This window comes from Saccharibacillus alkalitolerans (genome assembly GCF_011090185.1).
GTDB lineage: Bacteria > Bacillota > Bacilli > Paenibacillales > Paenibacillaceae > Saccharibacillus > Saccharibacillus alkalitolerans.
Window position 1 is genome coordinate 66,763 of record NZ_JAAFGS010000004.1, and the last position, 22,835, is coordinate 89,597.

The 22,835-nt window shown below is 58.4% G+C and carries 15 protein-coding genes; 2 read left to right on the plus strand and 13 right to left on the minus strand.

The window, feature by feature from the left end; all coding sequences use genetic code 11:
• Positions 1–421: 421 nt before the first annotated feature.
• The gene (locus tag GYN08_RS12260) at positions 422–5,341 is read left to right on the plus strand and encodes a DUF5057 domain-containing protein (RefSeq protein WP_166274585.1); all 4,920 of its coding nucleotides are present in this window, start codon (positions 422–424) and stop codon (positions 5,339–5,341) included.
• Between the two features lie 105 nt (positions 5,342–5,446).
• Here GYN08_RS12260 and GYN08_RS12265 read toward each other — a convergent pair whose 3' ends face one another.
• Genes GYN08_RS12265 through GYN08_RS12275 form a run of 3 tightly spaced genes read right to left on the minus strand, consistent with a single transcriptional unit; the run spans position 5,447 to position 8,436 of the window.
• Complete coding sequence (locus GYN08_RS12265) at positions 5,447–7,291, minus strand: hypothetical protein (protein WP_166274587.1); 1,845 nt, start codon at positions 7,289–7,291, stop codon at positions 5,447–5,449.
• 34 nt (positions 7,292–7,325) lie between these two features.
• The gene (locus tag GYN08_RS12270) at positions 7,326–7,877 is read right to left on the minus strand and encodes a pilus assembly FimT family protein (RefSeq protein WP_166274589.1); all 552 of its coding nucleotides are present in this window, start codon (positions 7,875–7,877) and stop codon (positions 7,326–7,328) included.
• Positions 7,858–8,436, minus strand: coding sequence for a prepilin-type N-terminal cleavage/methylation domain-containing protein (locus GYN08_RS12275; RefSeq protein WP_166274591.1), 579 nt, complete (start codon positions 8,434–8,436; stop codon positions 7,858–7,860). The genes GYN08_RS12270 and GYN08_RS12275 overlap by 20 nt, the downstream gene beginning before the upstream one ends.
• Positions 8,437–8,692: 256 nt before the next feature.
• Between GYN08_RS12275 and GYN08_RS12280 the strand changes: the two genes are divergently transcribed.
• A complete protein-coding gene (locus GYN08_RS12280) occupies positions 8,693–9,481 on the plus strand; it encodes an alpha/beta hydrolase (protein ID WP_166274593.1) in 789 nt (262 codons plus the stop codon).
• Positions 9,482–9,567: 86 nt separating this feature from the next.
• On the opposite strand, the gene GYN08_RS12285 is transcribed toward GYN08_RS12280, so the two are convergent.
• The 10 genes from GYN08_RS12285 to prfB form a co-directional block, all read right to left on the minus strand.
• A complete protein-coding gene (locus GYN08_RS12285) occupies positions 9,568–10,692 on the minus strand; it encodes a diguanylate cyclase (protein WP_166274595.1) in 1,125 nt (374 codons plus the stop codon).
• Positions 10,693–10,889: 197 nt separating this feature from the next.
• Positions 10,890–12,293, minus strand: coding sequence for an argininosuccinate lyase (argH, locus tag GYN08_RS12290; protein ID WP_166274597.1), 1,404 nt, complete (start codon positions 12,291–12,293; stop codon positions 10,890–10,892).
• 763 nt (positions 12,294–13,056) lie between these two features.
• Positions 13,057–14,289, minus strand: coding sequence for an argininosuccinate synthase (locus tag GYN08_RS12295; RefSeq protein ID WP_166274599.1), 1,233 nt, complete (start codon positions 14,287–14,289; stop codon positions 13,057–13,059).
• Positions 14,290–14,488: 199 nt separating this feature from the next.
• Complete coding sequence (argF, locus tag GYN08_RS12300) at positions 14,489–15,445, minus strand: ornithine carbamoyltransferase (RefSeq protein ID WP_166274601.1); 957 nt, start codon at positions 15,443–15,445, stop codon at positions 14,489–14,491.
• A 103-nt stretch (positions 15,446–15,548) separates the two neighbouring features.
• Positions 15,549–16,742 (minus strand): aspartate aminotransferase family protein, encoded by a 1,194-nt coding sequence (locus GYN08_RS12305; protein ID WP_166274603.1) that lies wholly within the window; start codon positions 16,740–16,742, stop codon positions 15,549–15,551.
• A gap of 398 nt (positions 16,743–17,140) precedes the next feature.
• Positions 17,141–17,908, minus strand: coding sequence for an acetylglutamate kinase (gene argB, locus GYN08_RS12310; RefSeq protein WP_235946268.1), 768 nt, complete (start codon positions 17,906–17,908; stop codon positions 17,141–17,143).
• Positions 17,909–18,025: 117 nt separating this feature from the next.
• Positions 18,026–19,258 carry a bifunctional ornithine acetyltransferase/N-acetylglutamate synthase gene (argJ, locus tag GYN08_RS12315; protein ID WP_166274607.1) on the minus strand — a complete coding sequence of 411 codons (1,233 nt, stop codon included), beginning with the start codon at positions 19,256–19,258 and terminating at the stop codon, positions 18,026–18,028.
• Positions 19,259–19,296: 38 nt separating this feature from the next.
• Positions 19,297–20,349 (minus strand): N-acetyl-gamma-glutamyl-phosphate reductase, encoded by a 1,053-nt coding sequence (argC, locus tag GYN08_RS12320; protein WP_166274609.1) that lies wholly within the window; start codon positions 20,347–20,349, stop codon positions 19,297–19,299.
• A 397-nt stretch (positions 20,350–20,746) separates the two neighbouring features.
• Positions 20,747–21,622: a YitT family protein gene (locus tag GYN08_RS12325; protein ID WP_166274611.1), complete on the minus strand. Its 876-nt coding sequence runs from the start codon at positions 21,620–21,622 to the stop codon at positions 20,747–20,749.
• A 9-nt stretch (positions 21,623–21,631) separates the two neighbouring features.
• A protein-coding gene (gene prfB, locus GYN08_RS12330) for a peptide chain release factor 2 (protein ID WP_166274613.1) occupies positions 21,632–22,748 on the minus strand; the annotation gives its coding sequence in 2 pieces (ribosomal slippage) (positions 21,632–22,675 and positions 22,677–22,748; 1,116 coding nt in all).
• Between the last annotated feature and the right edge of the window lie 87 nt (positions 22,749–22,835).

Consider the following 22,835-nt stretch of genomic DNA (forward strand, 5'->3'; position numbering starts at 1 on the left):
GCCCGCTTCATCTCCGCCGTATTTATTGAAAGTCAGGATTCAAACTTTGCCCCGTTTAACCGAAAAAAAGAAGAGTTAACAAGCTCATGAGGCACAAGGTCCAGAAAATTCGGGACCATCGACCCCAATCGTCTTTCTATATATCGTAAATTCGGGAAGGCCTTTTTAGAGGCTTTAAGAAAAAAATCGAAAAATCACGCACGTTTATAATTTTACGCAATTTATTTAGCAAAAATAAGCAATTAGTATTGAGAACGTAAGGCTTATGACCTAAAATGATTATATACCATAGCCCTTGGTTTTTGACAATTATTTCGTAAGATTCTCTCCACTTTTGGAGTTTTTAGGCATATGGGACGAGAAGCCGGCTACCTTACGTTCACTGATCCCTTTATATAAACAAATCGAGGAGGAATCCCAGTTGAAAAAGAAATCGATCGGAATTTGGGCTGTCGTTCTGGCCTTTATTCTGGTGAGCGTACCGTTCGGCATGTGGAAAGTCATGGCCGGTACGGAACCCGCTTACAAGATCAAAATTTTGGAAGTGATCGACAACGGGCCCTACGCCCTGAAGAACGCGCTTCAAGATACGCCCAACGTCACGGTGGATACGATGCGGATGAAGACGTTCGTCGCCATGCGCGACGAATTGAACGGCAAATACGACGCCGTTTACTTCGGCAAAGGAACGTACAGCACGGCGCTGCCGCAGACGTTCACTTCCGGTCCGTCCGATCCTCAGCGCCAAGCGCACGACACGACGGCGATCATGAACGACATCACGACGCTCAAAGCGGGCATCATCGAAAACGACTATATTCAAAAAGGGCTTCCGGTCATTTTTCATGCTTCGATCAAAAACCAAGATCCTCAAGGCAAGCTTTATGCGCTTTACGGCAAATACAAAAACGCGTCGACGCGTCCGAGCAACGTCATCGTCGTGGACGATTCGTCGCTCGCCGCGGTAGTCGGCGACATCAAAAACGGAGCAGCCCTGTACAAGCAGCGTCCGCAGATCGAAGTTGTGGCCAAGCCGCTGGACTTTCTGGCTGGATCGACCAAAGTGTATACGACCGGCGATACGCTGACTTTCAGCTTCAATGCCAACAACGTCAAAAACTTCAAAACCCCGGTCAATGCCAAGCTGTATGTCAGCGTGGACAAAGTGCTCAAGCTGACCGACGAGAATGTCGTGGCCAGCTCCACGCTGACCGAACGAGCCGAAACGCTGACCTACAAACTTCCGCAGACTTTCTCGGGTCCGGTGTACTGGCGGTTGGAAGTGAGCGCGAACGGGCTGCGGGATTACGCGGAAGGAGCCGTTCGCGTCCATGACAAGCAGACGGTCATCCGCGTGCTGCAGGTCATGCCCAAAGACAGCGTCAGCAGCCTGCTCGAGCCCGGCAACATGAACCAGACTTACTTGAAGACGGGCGATTACGACATCCAGATCACGCCGGTGCTGTTCAGCGAATTCAACACGGCGGGCGGCGCCAATTCTTATTCGAACCTGAACGGCAAATACGATATGGTCATTTTCGGCTTTATCGACAACTATAATACGCAGACGGCCGGCAGCCTGACGCCCGAAGCCGCAGACGGCGTCAATGCATTCATCAAGACCGGGCAGGCCGTTATGTTCACGCACGACACCATGATCGGCAACATCTACAATCCTTGGATCAAAAATTTCCAAAAAACGACGGGCCAAACCGAGCTCTATACCAATATGGGCCTCGGCGCTCCCAACAAGTCGACGCGAACCAAGATCGTCAACAGCGGCATGCTGACCCAGTTCCCGTACGACTTGTCCCTGAAACCCGGCAATCCGAAAGGATATGTCGGTCAGATCGCGCGAACGCACAACCAGTATTACATGCTCAATCTCGAAGATCCCAATATCGTGCCTTGGTACAACATCGTCAGCGAAGACATCGATCCGAGCAAACGCGATACCGACGACAGCTATGATCACTACTACACGTATTCCAAAGGAAACGTGACCTATTCCGGCACGGGCCATACCAACACCGGCTTCCCCGAATGGGAGCAGAAGCTGTTCGTCAATACGATGTTCCGGGCGTTTATCGGTTCGAACCACGCGCCGACGATCGATGTGATCGCGCCGCTCGATTCGGAGACGACCAAGCCTTCCTATTTGAAAGATCTGGTATTCAGCTATCGGGTAAACGACCTGGATCTGCAGGATCCGACCGTCTACTCGTCCGTCCGCTTCAAAGTGAACGGCGAGTATGTGAACGATATGGCCATAGCGGAAAAGAACGTGCCGAAAGGGTCCGTCATCACCGAAAAATTCACGAACCCTTTACAACTGAAAGAGGGCACGGTTCAGATCGAGATCACCGCCCACGACAAACAGGGGGCGACGGTCCAAAAAACGATCGATTTGAAGATCAAAAAAGTCGCGGCCAGCCTGCTCGCGGATCGCGCGCTTGACGTCATTCCGCCCAACTACGAGTTTTTGACCGGCAGCCCGGTAGGCATAACGTACACGGTAACCCCGCAGCCGATTTCGGCCTCGGAGATCCGTTCGGGCGAGAGCGGATTGAAGCAGCTGGAAATCTCCAACATCGTATACAAGGAAAAACTCCAAGCGGGACTTGAAATTTCGGGCGATCTTCCGGAAGGCATGAGCAAAACGGGAACCGTCGAAGAAGGCTACTCGCTGAGCAAGAAGTTCGACAAGATCTTGTATACGCTGGACGGCGCCACGTATAAACCGGATGCCGGCAGCGGCATCTCGTTCCACCTCGATCTCGTGCCGACGTTAAAAGGAAGCTACACGCTGAATCAGGCCCGTTTGACCTACGAAGACGTCCATGCGACTTCTTCCCATTCGGCAGCCGTTCGGCAGCTGCAAAATTACAGCTTGATCGTGCTGGGAACCTCCGATACGACGCTGTCGGAAGGCATGATTCAAAAAGGGGTAGCGATCAACGGTTCCGTCACTACGTCAGCGACGATCGGCCAATCTTTGGACGCTGCTTCGCCTTCGCCGGCTTTCGTGACCAACGGAAACTTGACCATTTCCAAAGGCAATATCTATAAAAACGCGATCATGGCCAAAGGCGATCTGACGGCTCCCGGCCTTGATTTCGGGGAGTTCAGCAGCGCGATCGCAGGCGGAAGCGTCAAGTTCGGCTACGCGAACGGAGACGCCACCAAACTGTCTTACGGCGGCGCTTACGGCGGACCGGATTACGTGAATCCCAAGCCGATTCGCGGAGACGCCGACGCGTTGAAAAACCGGATCACGCAGGCTTTCGACTTCGCGGATGCCAAAAGCAACCTGACCGCCCTGTCCGATTCTTATGCCGCCATGCCCGTCAACGGAAACCGGCAGCCGGCTTCCGGCGTGACCGACGGAGGCGTGCTGACCCTGACCGGAACCGATGCCGGATTAAACGTGTTCCGCATCGACAGCGCCGATACGACGAACATGAACGACCTGAAGATCGTGGTGCCCCAGGGCGCTTCGGCGGTCGTGAACATTTCGGGCGGATCGCTGCGCCTGTCGAATATCGTGTCTGCCGATCCGACTCGGACCCTGATCAATTACACCGGAACGGGAACTTTGTACGTCGGCAACGCGCCGACGAATCTGTTCCCGAAAGGCGTTAACGGTTCCAAGGTGGACAGCAGCGTGCTGGCGCCTTACGCGACCGTGAACTACAACAACGGAAACGGCTCGGTGAACGGGTCGATCGTGGCCAATGAGCTGATTTCTTCCGGTAGCGTCACGTTGAACAGCGCGCCGTTCGCCGGAACGGAACCTCCGGCGGTTCCGGTATCCGGCGAGCCGAGAGACATTCCGTTCCCGGAAATCCTCTTTACGGGCGTGATCAAAATCAAAAGCATCGCCATGGAAGATCAAGCGGTATGGATCGACGATTCCACCGCCATGGTTCCCGTCGTGACGCTGTCTAACGGAGCGCTTGCGGACCAGCCGCTCCTGAACTGGTCAAGCAGCGACCCGGCCGTAACGATCGAATATCCTACGGGAACGAAAGACGGCAAGGCCGCGAGCGTCAGCGTGAAAGGCGTCAAAGTCGGCGAAGCCGTGATCACGGCGACCGCGACGGACGGAAGCGGCGTAAGCGGCTCCGCGAAGGTTAGAGTCGAAGCGCCCGCGCTGTCGATTACCGGAACCCAGTCCGTGAACGTCGGACAGACTATCGCGGATATCAAAGCCGTCGTGAACGCCTCCAACTTAAAAATCGACAAAGTCGATTGGACGTTCACGAGTACCGGAAGCGGCGAAGTCACGCTTGTTCCTCAAGCCGATCCGTCGTCGCTGAAAGTGACCGGCGTGAAAAGCGGCAGAGTCACGCTTCACGCGACCGCCGACATCGTAAACACGAAAACCAAAACAACGAAGAAACTGAGCGCCACTTACGAGATCGACGTTACCGACAGCCTGGATAGCGTGATCATTAACGGTCCGGATACCGTCAAAAAAGGCGGAACCGTCGACCTGGCTGCGGATATCAAGCCGGCCGCAGCCAATATCGGCAGCATCGTTTGGAGCATCGCCGACGGCGAGGGCAAAGCGATCTTGACGCCGACCGGCCGCGCGCCTCAGCTGACTGCGGTTCTGGAAGGCAAAACCCCCGGACCGGTCACCGTCATCGTTACGGTAAAAACGGCCGGCGACTATCCGATCGAAAAGACGGCCACGAAAACGGTCTGGGTGCTCGACTTCGCGGTGGAAGGACCGAATACGGTCTACGCGGGAGAACCGATCGACCTGACGGCCGGGCTGCTGCCGTCAGCCTATACGGGAACGCGGGGGCCGATCGCCTGGTCGGTCGTCGACGATACGGACCCTGCCGGCACGAACAGCACCTACGCCAAGCTCGGCACGCCGAATTCGGACGGGACCGCCGTTTCGTTGACGGGCGTCAAACCGGGACCGGTCAAAGTGATCGCTAAGATCGATACGCCGGCCGGAACGTTCACGGCCGAGCACAAAGTCATCGTGAGCCCGGTCGTGACCGGACTGCTGCTGCCGGCCACGACCCCGGTTATGCAGGGCGCGGCAGTCGACCTTATCCATAACGGAACGCGCTCCCTGGTGGTCGAACCGAGCAGCATCAAAATTCCGGACATTCAAAATCAATTGAAGTGGACCAGTGCCGATCCGACCGCGGTCAGCGTGAGCGATCAAGGCGTAGTGACCGGAAGCAAAGCCGGACGCGAAGTGGTCGTAACGGTCTCTTACCAGAGAACGGATTCGTCGCCGATCATTACGGCTTCGACCCGGGTTATCGTGGATAAAGCTCCCGACCCGAATGCCCCGGTCTCCGGGGACCGCTACTGATCCCCGCCGTTACCAGTGTCCTACAAGCATAAAAAAAGCTCCCTCACGGATTCCCGTGAGGGAGCTTTTTGTCGCGGGTCCGGCTTTCAAACCTTCCGCTTCCGCTCAATCCGCCGAAGCCGGCGCCAGTTCGATTTTCTCCGCTTTGACGCTCACCCGGTCGACCCGAGGCAGCGCCAATCCTTGATGTTCGAACACTTCGTCATTGTAATTGACTTTGAATCGGCTGGTCTTGGTTCCGGTCTGATCATCGAATACGATATGCTGCCTGCTCGGAGCTTCCACGGAATCGCCGACGACGGCATTGACCGTCAGATTGCCTTTGGCGAAAAAGCCTCCGCGCAAATCGAAATTCGAACCGACTCCGTACAGCTCCGCCGTCGCGTCCGTGTAGAAAAATCCACGCAGCGTTCTCGCTTCGTTATTCGGTTTGAACGCATCGACCCGATTAAGCAAAATGGAGCCTTTGGAGATCAATACGATTTCTTTGTCGCTTCCGCCGCCGTCGGCAGCTCCCGTAATGGTCGCATCCTGAATCGTGGTGCCGCCCAGCGCGAACAGCGTGGAATCGACGTTGATGCGGCTGGCCAGGTTTACGGAACCTGTGACGAGAATGTTGCTGTATAAGCGAAGTTCCGAGTCGTCGACCGTATTGGCAACCGTCAGGTCGCCGTTCACGACCAGCCAGGCCGTATCGTAACCGCCGGCCTTCGTGCTTTTCCCGGTCTGAATCAGGTCCCGCAGCCATTTGCCGTCCACATTCAAATTGCCGTTAAAAACAACGGTTCCGTTCATTGCGGACAGCGTGTCGGACAATTTCGTCAGGGCCGCTTGGTAATCCAGATAGTCCTGCTCGTACTGCGCCAGATCTTTCTTATACTGCCCGTACTCTTTGTCGTATTGATCGAGTTCTTCCTGGGTCGCGTCCGAAGACGGCGGCTCGGGCTGGACGGGCTCCACCGGCTTCTCGGGCATCTTGAGCGCCCCGTCGTAGCCGTTCAAATAGTCGTTCAGCCCCGCAGCCTGCGGAAGCGCGCTTTCGTCTACCTTAAGCGCTCCGGCAAGCTTTTCGCGGAACGAGCGGTCGACATTGATTTGAATAAACTGTTCGTTTTTGCGAATCCGTACCTGGCTCAGGTCGATCCCCAGCCCTTTGAGCACGTTCGCTTTGATCAGTTCTCCGCTCAGCGCTTCGCCCGCGGCGCCGCGGTTCACGGATCTGGCCGGGTAATTGTTTTCGGAGAGGATAAATTGATCCAGCGACTGCACGAAAGCCAGCGGCGGCGACTTATCTTCCCGTTCCGCCATTTTCGGAAACAGACTTGCCTGACGCAAACCGCTGTTTCCGTTGTACGCGTAGTTTGCCATGTTGCTCACCCGAAGCGAACGGCCCGCGTAAATGTTTCCTTTTATATACGGAGAACCGTTCAAGATCAGGTCTTCTTCGGAGCCGAAAGCGTAGTTCAGGAAATCCGGATACAAGCTGACGCGCACTTTCTGCTGCATCGTGCGCTTCACTCCGTTTACGTCCGCTTCGGCGACCAGGGTAACCGTATACGAAGAGTTCCCTTTGATCGGATCGGTCGCTTTGAAATCCGCGGAAACCGAGGCATCGACCAGTCGGCCGGATGCCAGCGCCAGGTCGGTTTTCACTCCTCCGTCCGAATCCGGCTGTTTTGCCGGTATGCCGGCTACCACGCTGTCAAGCGTCGTCTTGAGCCGATCCGCTTTTACCTGCTGCCCTTCCAGATTGGCCGCGATATACGCGACCGACTCGTCCAGCGTTTTCTGCGTCAGCTGCAGGCTTTGGATGTCGTTTTCTCTCGTCAGCGTCCGCCTTGCTCCGCCTACCGCCGCACTCAGCACCGCGACGCCCAGCAGCGTCAGGATAAGCATCATGAACATGACCATGACGAGCGCCGAGCCTTTTTCCCCGCGCAAACGTTTCATCAGAGGCTGCTCTCCTTTCTGAGCCCTTTCATTCTTAAAACCCGAACCGGCTCTCGAGCTCGAGCCGAGATCCGTTCTCGCCAAGTTGCAGCACCAGCTTGATATTGATCAATCCGGTCGTGTAGTAATCGAACCCTCCTGCCGTGTCGCCCTCGATTTCGATCGAAGAGAGCTCGGGCACGATCCGGGAATCCACTTTCGTCGACTGATAGGCATCACCCTCGCCGGACAGGCCGGCTTTTTGAATTTGCAGCTGCCCGTCGACGATTCTCACGATCTTCTCCGTCGAGGCCACTTCCGTTCCGCTGGCATCGACGTTGACCATCCGGAAGCCGCTGCCGTCGGCCAGCGCATACACATGGTCCGGCGCGGAAACGTACAGCTCCGTAATGACGGACGACATCAAAATATCGCCTTCTTCGCGCAGCCGGTTCTCCGTTCCCACATGGTTGTAACTGCGGAAACCGAAGAAAATGGTGGTCGAGACGACGCCCAGAATCATCGCCATCAGCGACAGTACGGCAAGCAGCTCGATCAGCGTCACGCCTTCTTCGCGCTTCAGGCCGTTAACGAATCGATTGCGCATTTACGTATCCCTCCACGGTTACCGCATTCGCCCCGGGGCCGGCCGCTCCGTCGGCAGCCGTCGTTACCGTCGCGCTGATCGGCAGAAGCAGGGCGCCGCCGGCATTCTGCGCCCGGTTGAGATCCTGTTGGTATTCGATGACTACCCGGTAGGCGATCCCGTTGACCCGGGGACTGAGCACGGCCGTGACCGGCTCCAGATTTCCGCCTTCGAAAATGTCCCGAAAAGCGCATGCCCCGGAGGACGAAGCGGTACAGTTCTCGAACGTTTCCGGCGTAATGCCGACTCTTCTCGGCTGTTCCGCCTCGGCTGCCCGAACGACCGTCGCGCTGCTCGAATCGAAATAAGCCTCCAACCGCTCGAAATCCTGCTTCTGCATATAAACAAGCGCGTTCCGCGCCAGATTCGACATGATGGTCTTGTTCTGGTTCGTCTTCGCGAACGTCATCGCGTTGCTGAAATAAGCCGTGAAGGCCAATGCCGTGATCGATACGATCAGCAGCGCCGCCAGCACTTCGATCAAGGTGAACCCCTGCTCTTTTTTCAACCGATCCAACAAAAAGGTCTCCTCCTTCCGGCACGCCTGCGACGTCATCTCAAGTGACGGCCCGAGAGGCGGCATTCGCTTATATATCGGCCTTTTTTCCTCCTTTCATTATAGGCGCCTTTCCGGGAAGCAAGCAATGATTATTTGGGTCTTTCGGCCCTAGTTGGTTGGAACGGAAGGAGAATGACGAAAGAAGGTGGAAAGGATGTATACGAAGAAAGCGTTCTCTAAAATACGATAAGCGTTTGCCAAGGAGGCCCATTCAATCATGGCTTTACTGACCTGCAACTTCTATTCCGAATCGCTCGGTCTCAGCACGTCGATGAACGTCATTCTGCCGCAGCAGACGCGTTCGCAGATCGGCCTGAAAAACGTCAAACGGCCCGGCCCGCACAAAACGCTCTACCTGCTGCACGGATTGTCCGACGACGATACGATCTGGGTGCGCCGCACGTCGATCGAACGCTACGCCGCCGCTTACGGCATCGCGATCGTGATGCCTCAGGTCCACCGAAGCTTCTATACGGACATGGCTTACGGCGAAAAGTATTGGGAGTTTATCAGCGAGGAGCTGCCGGAACTGGCGCGCTCGTTCTTCCCGCTGTCGGCCGAACGCGAAGACAACTTCGCGGCGGGCCTGTCGATGGGCGGCTACGGGGCGTTCAAATTGGCTCTGCGCAGACCCGATCTGTTCGCGGCGGGCGCAAGCCTGTCGGGAGCGCTCGATATCGCCGCCATGACGGAAAATCCCGATAATCCGCGCTCGGGTCTCCTGCAGACCATTTTCGGCGACAAAAAGGTCCGGGGCAGCGAGGACGACCTGCTCTTCCTGCTGGACCGCGTATCGAACTCGCCTGGGCCGAAGCCGAAGCTGTATCAGTGCTGCGGCACGGAAGACTTCCTTTACCGGGATAATCAGACCTTCAAGCAGGCGGCCGAAAGAAGTTCGCTGGACTTCACTTATGAAGAAGGCCCCGGCGAACATGAATGGGGCTATTGGGACACAATGATCCAAAACGTGCTGGCCTGGCTGCCGCTGGACGACGCGAAAAAGTAATCCTCCGCGCAAAAAAAGAGCCCCGTATCCGCTTATGCGGAAACGGGGCTGTTCGGTGCCGGAATTTTTAGAACGGCGGCTCGGGCTTACCGGATGACGGACGACGCCGCTTCGCCCGAACGGCCCGGCCTGGACCGCGCTCGGCAGACGCGGTTGCGGCCTTTCTCTTTCGCCCGGTATAACGCATCGTCCACCCGGCTGAACAGAGTCTTGACCGGGCCTTCGTTCGATAGTCCGTATCCGAGCGACACGGTCAGCTGCAGGCACGTACCGTCTTCCAGTAGGAAAGGATGCTTTTCCACGCTCGACCGCACCTTTTCCGCGATACGCGCGGCCGCCGATTCGTCGCCTCCGTCGATGACGATCGCAAACTCCTCTCCTCCTTTGCGCGCACAGTAACCGTCGGCCGGCGAACAGGAAGAGAGGATAGCGCCCAGCTGCCGCAGCACGGCGTCCCCGGCCGGATGCCCGTAAGTATCGTTGACCCGTTTGAAATGATCGATGTCGAGCAGAATGAGGGCAAAGTCTTCCCCTTTTTTCCATGCGCACTTTATCCGGCGTTCGTACGCGAGATGAAAGGCTCTCGGATTATGCAGGCCGGTCAGAAAATCGCGATGGGCGGCATCCTCCATAAAGGCGAACAAATCGTTGGAGTGTTTGAGATGGCGGAGCATGAAAAACGTGAATATCCCCGTACCTACGACAATAACCGAATACACCGGGACAATATTCGCCACGTCCGCGCCGATCGCAAAAGAAATGCCCAGAAGAAACGCGACGAACTGCACGGCAAAAGCGGCCGCCCACTTCCCCGGTTCCAGCTGTCCTTTTTTCAGCACCGCGATGACGAGCAGGAACGTGACGAGAGCATTCGCGGCGCCTATGCAGGACGCCAACCCGAAGCTCCCGACAAAAAACAGGCGAAATGCCGCGATCGAGAGGCTCGCGATCAAGCCGCCCGGGATACCGGCGACATAAACGGCGATGATGATCGCCGTCTGGCGCAGATCGACCACGGAGTTATCTCCGATCGGGAACGAAAATTTCATCAGAATGATTCCGACAATTCCGAGCGCCGCCCCGGTGAACCAGGGCAGCCAGGTACCGGAAATCGAAGCCAGCGAAGAGCGCCGAAAACGATTTAAAAAAATATTGCCGAAAAACAACAACGTCGACAAGATGGTAAAATTGATAAACAGTTCCCTGAACATGAATTTCGTTAGGCCTCGCAGTCTGCAGCAATGCGAATTAAGCCGCCGTCGAATGAACGTACAACCGCTTTTCCTACATTTTACCTCAATCAGAGCTTTCTGCAAACTAACAAAATCATTTTCAAAATCGAGGATTCGCTAACAAAAAATGCCTCCCGAAGGAGGCATTTCGCTTTTTCGCGCATGGCGCGAGAAAATTACAGTCTGCTGTTCAGCCACTCCGTCGTCAGTCCGATCGTCGACTCCGCGCGGCCGATCGCCGCTTCCACCTGGGGAGCCGCCGTACCGCCGTAGACGTTGCGGGCATTGACGACGTTCTCCGGCTGAAGCACCTCGTAAATTTGCTCGTCGAACAGTTCGGAAAAGTTTTTGAATTCTTCAAGGCTGAGATCGAGCAGGTATTTGCCGTTCTCGATGCAGTACAGCACCGTCTTGCCGATCACTTCGTGCGCCTGGCGGAACGGCATTCCTTTGCCGACGAGGAAGTCCGCGATGTCGGTCGCGTTCGAGAAGTCCTTGTTCACCGCTTCGCGCATGCGGCCGGTACGGACTTTCATCGTGGCGATCATCGGAGCGAACAGACGCAGCGCGCCGTCCAGCGTCGCTACCGTGTCGAACATGCCTTCCTTGTCTTCCTGCATGTCTTTGTTATAAGCCAGCGGCAGCGACTTCAGCACCGTCAGCAGGCCCATCAGATTGCCGTAGACGCGTCCCGTCTTGCCGCGAACGAGTTCGGCCACGTCGGGGTTCTTCTTCTGCGGCATGATGCTGCTGCCCGTGCAGAACGCGTCGTCCAGTTCGACGAAACCGAACTCCGTGCTGCTCCACAATACCAGTTCTTCGCAGAGGCGGGACATATGCATCATCAGGATGGAAGCTCCGGACAAAAACTCCAGGATGAAGTCTCGGTCGCTGACCGCGTCCAGGCTGTTCTCGTACACGCCGTCGAAGCCGAGCTGCTCGGCCACGAAATGACGGTCGATCGGGAACGTCGTTCCCGCCAGCGCGCCCGCGCCGAGCGGAAGGATATTGATGCGCTTGTAGCTGTCCATCAGTCTTTCCGCATCGCGCTGGAACATGGATACGTAAGCGAGCAGATGATGCGCGAACAGGATCGGCTGCGCGCGCTGCAGATGCGTATAGCCCGGCAGAATGGTCGCCGTGTGCTGCTTGGCCTGCTCGAGCAGCGCCTGCTGCACGGCCTGCACGAGTCCCGTCAGCTCGACGACGCGGCTGCGCAGATACAGGTGCATGTCCGTCGCCACCTGGTCGTTCCGGCTTCGGCCGGTATGCAGCTTGCCGCCGACCGGTCCCACTTCCTCGATCAGATGCTTCTCGATGTTCATGTGAATGTCTTCGTCGGAGACGGAAAACTCGACTTCTCCGGCTTCGATCTTGTGCAGCACTTTCATCAGTCCCTGCGCGATCGTATCGGCGTCTTCCTGCGGAATGATGCCGCATTTGCCCAGCATGGCCACGTGCGCCAGGCTGCCTTGAATGTCTTCCTCGGCCAGCGCTTTATCGAAATTGATGGAGGCGGTGTATTCTTCAACCAGACGGTCGGTCGGTTTCGTGAAGCGGCCTCCCCATAGTTTGCTCATCGAAAGTCCTTTCCCCTCCCAAACCCTCCCCGAGGGAGGGCCCCAAAGGGCAGCCGCCCTCTGGACACCCGCAATTCGGAAAAGCTTACGGTGGCGGTTGGCGGGAGGTATGCGTGTTGGTGTGTTGGTGCTGGAGCGTGGAGCCGCCGCCCGGCCTGCCTTCGGCGGCCGCGGCTCTTGGTCGGTTCGGGTGCCTCGCGCGGGCAGCTGTTCGCTGCCTTGTGCGGCGCGTGCGCGAAGGGGCGGGCCGGAAGCGGAGCGCTTCGCCACTCCTGTCCGGCCGAGACCCGGGGTCGAAGGCGGGCCGCTTCGCAGGCCCTGTTCGACCGGGAGAACCCGGGGCCGGAAGCGGAGCGCTGCGCTGCTCCTGTCCGGCCGAGACCCGGGGCCGCAGGCGGAGCGCTGCGCTGCTCCTGTGCGGCCGGGTTCCCGTTCGGAGGGGAACCGTTTGGGCTTCGCAAGGTCCTGTTCGCAGGACCGGGTTTCCGCTGCGCGCTCTGTCCGGCTTAGAATCAAAGCCGGACCTTCTTCTCTCCCCTCCCATTTCAGGGGGAGAGAAGAAGAAGTTTGTGCGCTTGGAAAAGGCCTAGCGGCGGAGGGGAAGATTCGGTGGAGGAACGGAGTGGTCGCCTTTGTAATCGGGAAGCCTCCATCCAAGTCTAATACTAGCTTCCCGATTACAACACGCGACCGGAACGAATCTTTCCCGTCAGCCGCGTCCAAGCCTTTTCCGCACTTGCGCACCGGGCTTTGTTTTCAAAGCCTACTTATTCTGCGCGACCCCTGTGCCCACTTTCAAACGAAGGGCGTTCAGGCTGATAAAGCCCGTCGCGTCGTTCTGGTCGTAAGCCTGGCTCGGATCGGCTTCCATGGTGGCGATGTCCGGGTTGTACAGGCTGACCGGGCTTTTGACGCCGGCGCCGATAATGTTGCCTTTGTACAGCTTTACGCGGACCGTGCCGGTCACGTTTTTCTGGCTTTCCGTCACCAGCGCCTGCAGCGCAAGGCGCTCCGGCGCGAACCAGAAGCCGTTGTAGACGAGCGTGCTGTAGCGGGTGATGAGGGAGTCGCGCAGGTTCATGACTTCGCGGTCCATCGTCAACGACTCCATTTTGCGATGAGCCGTGAACAGGATCGTGCCGCCCGGCGTCTCGTATACGCCGCGGCTCTTCATGCCGACGAAGCGGTTTTCGACCATGTCGACGCGGCCGATGCCGTGCTTGCCGCCGAGTTCGTTCAGCTTATCCATCACTTCGAGCGGGCTGAGCTTCTCGCCGTTCAGCGAGACCGCGTTGCCCTGCTCGAATTCGATCTCCAGCATTTCCGGCTCGTCCGGCGCGTCCTGCGGATCGACGCTGAGCAGGAACATGTCTTTGTTTTCCGGGGCGCTCGGATCGAACCACGGATCTTCCAGCACGCCGCTCTCGTAGCTGATATGCAGCAGGTTGCGGTCGGTGGAGTAAGGTTTGGCGGCGGAAGCCGTCACCGGGATGCCGTGTTTTTCGGCGTAGGCGATCATCTCGGCGCGTCCCGGGAACGTGTCGCGGAACTCGTCGAGTCTCCACGGAGCCACGACTTTGATGTCCGGAGCCAGTGCGGCGACGCCGAGCTCGAAACGAACCTGGTCGTTGCCTTTGCCCGTCGCGCCGTGGGCGATCATGGTCGCGCCTTCGGCGCGGGCGATTTCGACCATGCGCTTGGCGATCAGAGGACGGGCGATGCTGGTGCCGAGCAGGTACTGGCCTTCGTAGAGAGCGCCGGACTGGAACATCGGGAAAATGAAATCCGAAGCGAATTCGGCCTGCAGGTCGTCGATGTACACTTTGGAAGCCCCCGTTGCCAGCGCTTTTTCCTCGAGGCCGTCCAGCTCTTCTTTCTGTCCGATATCCGCCGTGAAAGCGATGATCTCCGCGTCGTACGTTTCTTTGAGCCATTTCAGGATGATCGACGTATCCAGTCCTCCGGAATACGCGAGCACGATTTTTTCTTTAGCCATGGTTTGTCATTCCTCCGCTCTTATAGGTCGAGCCGATCTCCCCGATCCCGCTCCGAAACTTCGCGGCGCGGATGCCCGGCGATCGGCGTTCGTTCGATCTTTCCTTGTTCGTCGCCCCAATCCGCTTCTCCTTCTGCCGCGGATAAAGAAACGTTACTTTCGGTTTCGTTCTTTCCCGGCAAGGCCGCTCCGTGCAGGCTTACGCCATCAGCGTCGCCATGACGGCTTTCTGCGCGTGCAGGCGATTTTCCGCTTCGTCGAAAATGACGCTGTTTTTGCCGTCGATGACGCCCGCGCTCACTTCCTCGCCGCGGTGCGCCGGCAGGCAGTGCAGGAACAGGTAATCGGCTTTGGCGTGTTTCACCAGCTCTTCGTTGACCTGGTAGTCCTTGAACGCCAGCTCGCGCACTTTCTGTTCTTCCTCGAAGCCCATGCTCGCCCAGACGTCGGTATACACGGCGTCGGCATTCTCGACCGCTTCGCGCGCGTCGCGCACGATCGCGATCTTCGACCCGGTCTGCTCCGCGATCTCGCGCGCCTGGCGCACGATGCCGGCGTCCGACTCGTAGCCTTCCGGGCTCGCGATGCTGACGTCCATGCCCATCTTCACGCCGCCGAGCAGCAGCGAATGGGCCATATTGTTGCCGTCGCCGACGTAGGCCAGCTTTTTGCCCCGCAGCGCGCCCTTATGCTCCTGAATCGTCTGCAGGTCGGCAAGCACCTGGCAGGGATGCCCCAGGTCGCTCAGCGCGTTGATGACCGGGACATCGGCGTATTTCGCCAGCTCCGTCACGTTTTCGTGCCCGAACGTGCGGATCATGATGCCGTCGAGGTAGCGGGACAGCACGCCGGCCGTGTCGGCGATCGTCTCGCCGCGCCCGAGCTGGATATCGTTTTTGCTGAGGAACAGGGCGTGTCCGCCGAGCTGGAACATGCCGACCTCGAACGAAACGCGGGTGCGCGTGGACGATTTTTCGAAAATCATGCCGAGCGTCTTGCCTTCCAGCGGCCGAAAGGCCTCGCCCGCTTTCTGCTTGCGCTTGAGTTCGATCGCCAGATCGAGCAGATACTGAATTTCTTCCGTCGTGTAATCGGTCAGCTCCACCAGATCGCGGCCTTTGAGCGCGAGTCCGTGAGCCTGCTGAGTCAGGTCCATATAAGCGTTCTCCTCCGTATAATGAATATTCCCTAAAAAGAGAGAGCGTCCCGGAACCGGCCCCGGCGGCCGTGTTCCCAAAACGCTCCGCAGCGACTTGATGCTATGCCTGCGCACTAGGCGTCGGAACTTTCTCTTCGATCAGCGAAGCGACGATCGAGACCGCCTGCTCCACCTCGTCCTCGGTTACGTACAGGTTCGGCAGCAGACGGATAACGTTCGGCCCGGCCGGCACGAACAGCAGGCCGCGCTTCTGCCCTTCCAGCACCAGTTCGCCGATCGGTTCCGCGCATTCGATGCCGACCAGCAGGCCGAGTCCGCGCACGCTTTTCACGAAAGGATTGCCTTTCAACCGCCGGCGCAGCTGATCCATCAGCAGCTCGCCGATTTCCGCCGCTCTCTCCGGCAGCTTGTCTTCCTGCATCGTCTCGATCGTCGCGAGGATCGCGGACGAGGCCAGCGGCGTGCCTCCGAACGTGGTCGCGTGGCTGCCCGCCGTGAAGGCTTCTTTCAAGTAGGCGCGTCCGAGCATCGCGCCGGCCGGGAATCCGGAAGCGATGCCTTTGGCGACGGTGAAAATGTCCGGCTTGATTCCGTAGCGATGATGCGCGAACCAGGCGCCGGTACGGCCCATGCCCGTCTGTACTTCGTCGACGATCAGCAGGATGCCTTTGTCGCGGCAGAGCTGCTCGATCCCCCTGGCGTACGTCTCGTCCAGCGGATACACGCCGCCTTCGGCCTGTACCATCTCGATCATGACGGCCGCCGTGCGGTCGGTGATCGCGTCTTCGATCGCCTTGAGGTCATGCGGCGGTACGGTCACGAAGCCGGCCGGCAGCGGCAGAAAGCCTTCTTTGACCTTATCTTGTCCCGTCGCGGTGAGCGTCGCAAGCGTGCGGCCGTGGAACGACTTGCCGAGCGTGATAATCTCGTAGCGCTCCTCGCCTTTTACTTTTTGGAAGTAGCGGCGGGCCAGCTTGATCGCGGCTTCGTTGGACTCGGCGCCGCTGTTGCAGAAAAACACGGCGTCGGCCTGCGCGACTTCGGCCAGTTTTTTCGCGGCTTCTTCCTGCTTCGGTACGACGAACAGGTTCGACGTGTGCCACAGCGTGTCGATCTGCTCCTTGAGCTTGTCGGCGACCTTCTTCGGCGCGTGGCCAAGGTTGGTAACGGCCAGGCCGCTCATAAAGTCGAGGTATTTGTTGCCTTTGTCGTCCCACAGCCAGCTGCCTTCGCCTTTCGTCAAGGCCAGCGGGTATCTGGCGTAGGTTTGAAACAGTGCGCTTTCTTCGGTCATGGTTTTGCACGCTCCTTTCGGGAATGCGGCGCGAGGCTCCGGGAGAAGTCCGTTTCGGTCGCGTGTTGAAATCGGAGAATTGGATTGAATTCAAATAAGGTTATTCCCCGATTTCAAAGGCGAACGCTGGCGCTCCTACACTGGACTTCTCCCTCCGCTTGGTACGCTTGCGCGTCGTGATCGGACAAAAAAATTAATACGGGAGAACACAGAATCGATTCTATGTACCGATTCCCTCTTATACAAGACTCGAGCAGATTTGCCGAGGTCTCGATAACCTTAAGACCTTCAAACATGTTCCGCTCGCTCTTTATCGTCTCTATCACCCGAGCTTCGACTTCTTCCTGTACAGGCGGCAGGGATCGAACAATTCGAGAGAAGCCCGATTCGCGTTAGCTTTATCGCCTTATCGCCGTTCCGATCCGTTCGCCGGACAGGAGGCGGCTCAGGACGCGGTCTTCGCTGCCGTCGACGATGACGACTTCCTGCACGTCGCCGTGAATGCATTTCATCGCGGCGCGCACCTTGGGGATCATGCCGCCGTAGATTTCGCCGTCTGCGATCATCTCTTCGATCTCGGCAAAAGTCACGGAAGGGAGCGCCGTTTTGACGCCGTCGACCGTTTTCAAGATGCCGGGCACGTCGGTGACCACGATCATCCGCTGCGCGCCGATGAAGGAAGCGACCGCTCCGGCGGCGGTGTCGGCGTTGATGTTGTAGCGCTGTCCGCCGGCATCGACGCCGAGAGGAGCGATGACGGGCATATAGCCCATGCCCAGAATGCCGGCGACGATGTCCGCTTCCACGCGGACGACATCGCCCACGAGGCCCACCTCTGCCGCGTTCGCGACCGGTTCGGCCTGGATCAGCGAGCCGTCCGAACCGGACAGCCCGAGCGCCTTCCCGCCGGCGGACTGGATGCGCCGCACGATCAATTTGTTGATCGTGCCCGCCAGCACCATTTCGACGACGTCGAGCACGTCTTCCGTCGTCCGCCGCAGTCCGTTCACGAACTCCGTTTCGATGCCGAGCTTCTCCAGATTCCCGGAAATTGCCGGTCCGCCTCCGTGCACGATGACCGGCCGCGCGCCGCCGGCCTGCAGCTCCGCCAGGTCGGCGAAGAACGCTTCGGGCAGCGCCGCCAGCGTGCTGCCGCCGCATTTCATGACGAACGACGCGGCGGACGTACCGCCTGCCGGCAGGGCGGCTTCAGGGGCGGCCGCTGCGCCGCCTTCGCTTTTATCCAAGTAAGGCTGTCGATTCATGGCCTGTCCTCCTTCGCGTCAAGTCCGGTAAGCCGCGTTGATCCGCACGTAATCGTACGTCAGGTCGCAGCCCCAGGCCGTCGCTTGTTCTTCGCCCATGTGCAGTTCAACCGAAATCCGCACCGTATCGCCTTTCAGGTATTCCAGCGCCAAGTCTTCGTCGAACGGGACCGGCTGGGAAGAGGCCAGCACATCGATATCGCCGAGCTTGATATCGACCGTGTGCGGATTGACCGGGACGCCCGCGCGGCCGACCGCGGCGATAATCCGTCCCCAGTTCGCGTCCGCGCCGTATACGGCCGTTTTGACCAAGCTGGACCCGATAACCGTCTTGGCGATCGCCCGGGCCGATTCGCTGCTCTCCGCGCCGCTCACGACTACCTCGACCAGCTTGGTCGCACCCTCGCCGTCCCGGGCGATCGACTTGGCCAGATGCTCGCAGACCGCCGCGAACGCTTCCGCGAAAGCGGCCCAATCCGGGTGATGTTCGTCCAGTTCCGTTTTTTGGCCGGACAGTCCGCTCGCCATGACGACCAGCATATCGTTGGTGCTCGTGTCCCCGTCCACCGTAATCATGTTGAACGTGCCGTCGGTGGTTCGCTTCAGCAGCTTGCGCAGCGCCTCGCTGCCGACTTTGGCGTCCGTCGTCATGAAAGCCAGCATCGTTGCCATATTCGGATGGATCATCCCCGAACCTTTGGCCGCTCCGGCGATCGTCACGGGCTGTCCGTCGATTCGCAGCGTCACGCACAGTTCCTTTTTCACGAGATCGGTCGTCAGGATCGCCTGGCTGAACTGTTCGCCGCCGTCCGTCTCGTCCGTCAGCGCTCCCGCAAGCCGGGCAATGCCGTCCCGCACGCAGTCCATTTTCAGGTTCTCGCCGATCACGCCGGTCGAAGCGACCGCGACGTCTTCCGCTTCCACGCCGAAACTTTCCGCCGCCAGCGCCCGCATTTCGTACGCGTCCGCGTCTCCCTGCTTGCCCGTGCAGGCGTTGGCGTTGCCGCTGTTTACGATGATCGCGCGCAGCCTGCCGTTATGCAGGCTTTCGCGCGTAGTTTGAAGCGGCGCCGCCTGAAAGATGTTCGTCGTGTATACCGCCGCCGCCGCCGCGGGTACCTCGCACACAATGGCGCCGATATCGTTTCTTTCCGTTTTTTTCAGTCCGCAGTGCAGACCCGCAGCCCGAAATCCCCGCGGAGTGATGATCGTACCGCCTTCGACGACGGTATAAGAAGGAACTGCTGCCATGAGACGCTTCCGCCTTTCGCTGTATAATCGCGCAATAATCAAGGATACATCGGAATGAAGTTCAGGCCTGCCGCCTCGTCCCATCCCATCATCAGGTTAAGATTTTGGATCGCCTGTCCGGCCGCGCCTTTGACCATATTGTCGATGGCCGACACGATCGTCACGCGCCCTGTGCGTTCGTCCGCGGAGAACCCGATGTCGCAGTAGTTCGAGCCCGCCACTTCCTTGGTCGCAGGCATCGTGCCGTTTTTCCGAATCCGTACGAACGGTCTTCCTTTATAGAAACTTTCGTATAATTCGATAAAGTCCTGCGTGCTTTTCGAGCCGCTTACCGATGCGTACATCGTGCTGAGAATTCCCCGCGTCATCGGGATCAGATGGGTCGTGAACGTGATGACAACTTCGCGTCCGGCCGTCTCGCCCAGCACCTGCTCGATTTCCGGAATATGCTGATGCGCGTTCACCTTGTAAGCTTTCACGCTTTCGTTGATTTCGCCGTAATGGGTGCCGAGTCCGGTTCCCCGCCCCGCGCCGGAGACGCCGGTCTTGGCATCGATAATGATCGTCGAAGGATCGATCCAGCCTTCCTTGACCGCCGGAATCAGTCCCAGCAGCGTGGCCGTCGGGAAGCAGCCCGGATTGGAGATCGCCGACCGCCCCGCCGCCGCTTCGCCGTACACTTCGCTGAGTCCGTATACCGCCTGCTCCAGAACTTCGGCCGAAGCCGGAGCGCGTTTATACCATTTTTCATACAGCGCGCCGTCCTTGAGCCGAAGGTCGCCGGACAGGTCGATTACCTTGAGTCCCTGCTCCAGCAGCTTCGGCGTCAATTCGGCGCTCACGCCGGCCGGCGTGGCGAGGAAGACGACATCGGCCTTGGCTTTGATTGCCGCGGGTTCGATCGCTTCCAGCTCCAGATCCATAATGTTCGTCAAGTGGGCGAAACTCTCGCTCAGCGGCGTGCCGCTGTTCGACGAAGAGAGCACGCAGCTCACTTCCGCATGGGGGTGAGCCTGCAGCAGTCGGATCAGCTCCGCGCCTCCGTAACCGGTCGCGCCGACGATCGCCGCTTTGATTGTATCGCTGCTCATGCATTCCGACCTCCGCTTCTCGCATTTTTTCGAACGATTCCGTGCATAAAACGTAAATAATATGTATTATTATACGTTCAACGACATATAAATACAACCTTTCATGCAAAAGTTCACATTCTGCGGCAGGAGCAGCTTTTTCTTCGAGACAGGGCCGTGCGCTCCCATTTTTCAATGAACAGGCTCTACTATAAATAAACCAGATCCGGCGTCTACTCGACCTTCCGCGATCTCCAAATTTTTGAACAGCAGGAAAGGAACGAGAGCCCGAACGAAAATCGGGAAAGAGCGGACTCCGTCCGCCTAATAAAAGAGCCGCATGCAGATCGTATGATCTGCATGCGGCTCTTTGTCCGTAAAGCGCATCGGGCAACTCGTCCCCATGCGGCGTTATCTGTTAAATCTGAATTTTGAACCCTTTGCCCAGCACTTCCTGGGCGTTGCTGATGACCACGAACGCTTCGGGATCGACCGAGCGCACGAGCGTTTTCAGACGGCTTGTCTCGCTTTGGCCGACGACGACCATCAGCACGGGACGCACTTCGCCCGTATAGCCGCCGCGCCCGGCAAGTTCCGTCAGCCCGCGATCGAGGTCTTTCAAGATGACTTGGGTCATCTGTTCCCTTTTATCCGTGATGATGTAAGCGACCTTGGTGTAGCCCGTACCCATTTCCACGGCGTCGATGACTTTGCCCGTGACGTACAATCCGATCAGCGCATACAGCGCGTTCTCGAGCGACAGGGTAAAGCCGGCCAGCGCGATGACCGTTCCGTCGGTCAGCATGACGCACAGCGACAGGCTGAGGCCGCTGTATTTCTGCAGCAGCTGCGCCACGATCGACAGTCCGCCGGTCGAGCCCCGCCCCCGGAATACGAGACCCAGGCCGAGGCCGACGCCGATACCGCCGTACAGCGAAGCCAACAGCGGATTGGCGGTCGGAATCGGCCAGTCCCGCGTCACGTAGATGAGCAGCGGCAGGCATACCGTGCCGATCAGCGTCCGTGCGCCGTACTGACGGCCCAGGAACACGACACCGGCGACAAACAGCGGAATGTTGAACAGCCACTGGGTGAAGGCGGGCTCGAGTCCGAACCATTCATGGATAATGATGGAGAGCCCCGATACCCCGCCGGAAGCGATCTGGTTGGGCAGCAGGAACAGGTTGAACGCCAGCGCGGTAATAAAGGAGCCCGCCACAATGAGAACGACGTCGAGCACGTTGCGCTTGAAGCCGTTCACGGGAATCACGGGTTTTCTTCTGCTTGTCTGCATGGTGCCGATTTACTCCGCCGTCTCGATCTTCAGCTGGCTGCGCAGATAGGCGTCGATGAAGCCGTCCAGCTCTCCGTCCATGACCGCGCCGATATTGCCGGTCTCGTGCGTCGTCCGATGGTCTTTGACCATGCTGTACGGATGGAACACGTACGAACGGATCTGGCTGCCCCAGGCGATATCGGACTGCTCGCCGCGGATTTCGGCCAGCTCCCGCTGCTGCTCCTCGATCTTGCGCTCGTAGAGCTTGGAACGGAGCATCGTCATGGCGCGCTCGCGGTTCTTGATCTGGGAGCGTTCGTTCTGGCACGTGACGACCACGCCCGTCGGGATGTGCGTGATGCGCACCGCCGAGTCGGTCGTGTTGATGTGCTGACCGCCGGCGCCGCTGGCGCGGTACGTATCGATCTTGAGATCTTCCGTACGAATTTCGATATCGATCGTGTCGTCGATTTCCGGCACGACGTCGCACGATACGAACGACGTATGCCGTCTGCCCGACGAGTCGAACGGCGATATGCGCACCAGACGGTGCACGCCTTTTTCCGCCTTCAGGTAACCGTAGGCGTTGTAGCCCTTGATCAGCAGCGTGACGCTCTTGATGCCGGCTTCGTCGCCCGGCAGATAGTCGAGCGTCTCGACCTTGAAGCCGCGTTTTTCCGCCCAGCGGGTATACATGCGCAGCAGCATCTGTCCCCAGTCCTGGGACTCGGTACCGCCCGCGCCCGGATGAAGCTCGAGAATCGCGTTCAGCTTGTCGTACGGCTCGCTCAGCAGCAGCTGCAGCTCGAACTCGTTCATGCGGTTCACGAGGTCTTCGACGCTGCCGGCCACTTCGCTTGCCATATCCTCGTCGTTCTCTTCGTCCGCCAGTTCGGCCATCAATGCGGCGTCGTCGTAATCCTGCTGAAGCTTCGCGTACTGGTCGACGGAGCCTTTGACCGCGTTCATTTCCGCGATGACCGCCTGCGCCTTGTCGTTATCGTCCCAGAAATCCGGGGCGGACATTTTCTCTTCGAAGTTGGAGATCATCTCCTGTTTGAGATCTAAGTCAAAGAGACCCCCTAAGGTTGGTTAATTTCTGCGCCATCTCGCGCAGATCCTGCTTCACTTTCGGATCGATCATATGTGGTCACCTCTTGGATAGTTTAGGGAGCCGCTGGGGCCTCCCTTTTATTTGGGCAGAACTTACAGGTCCGTAAACAGCCCTTCG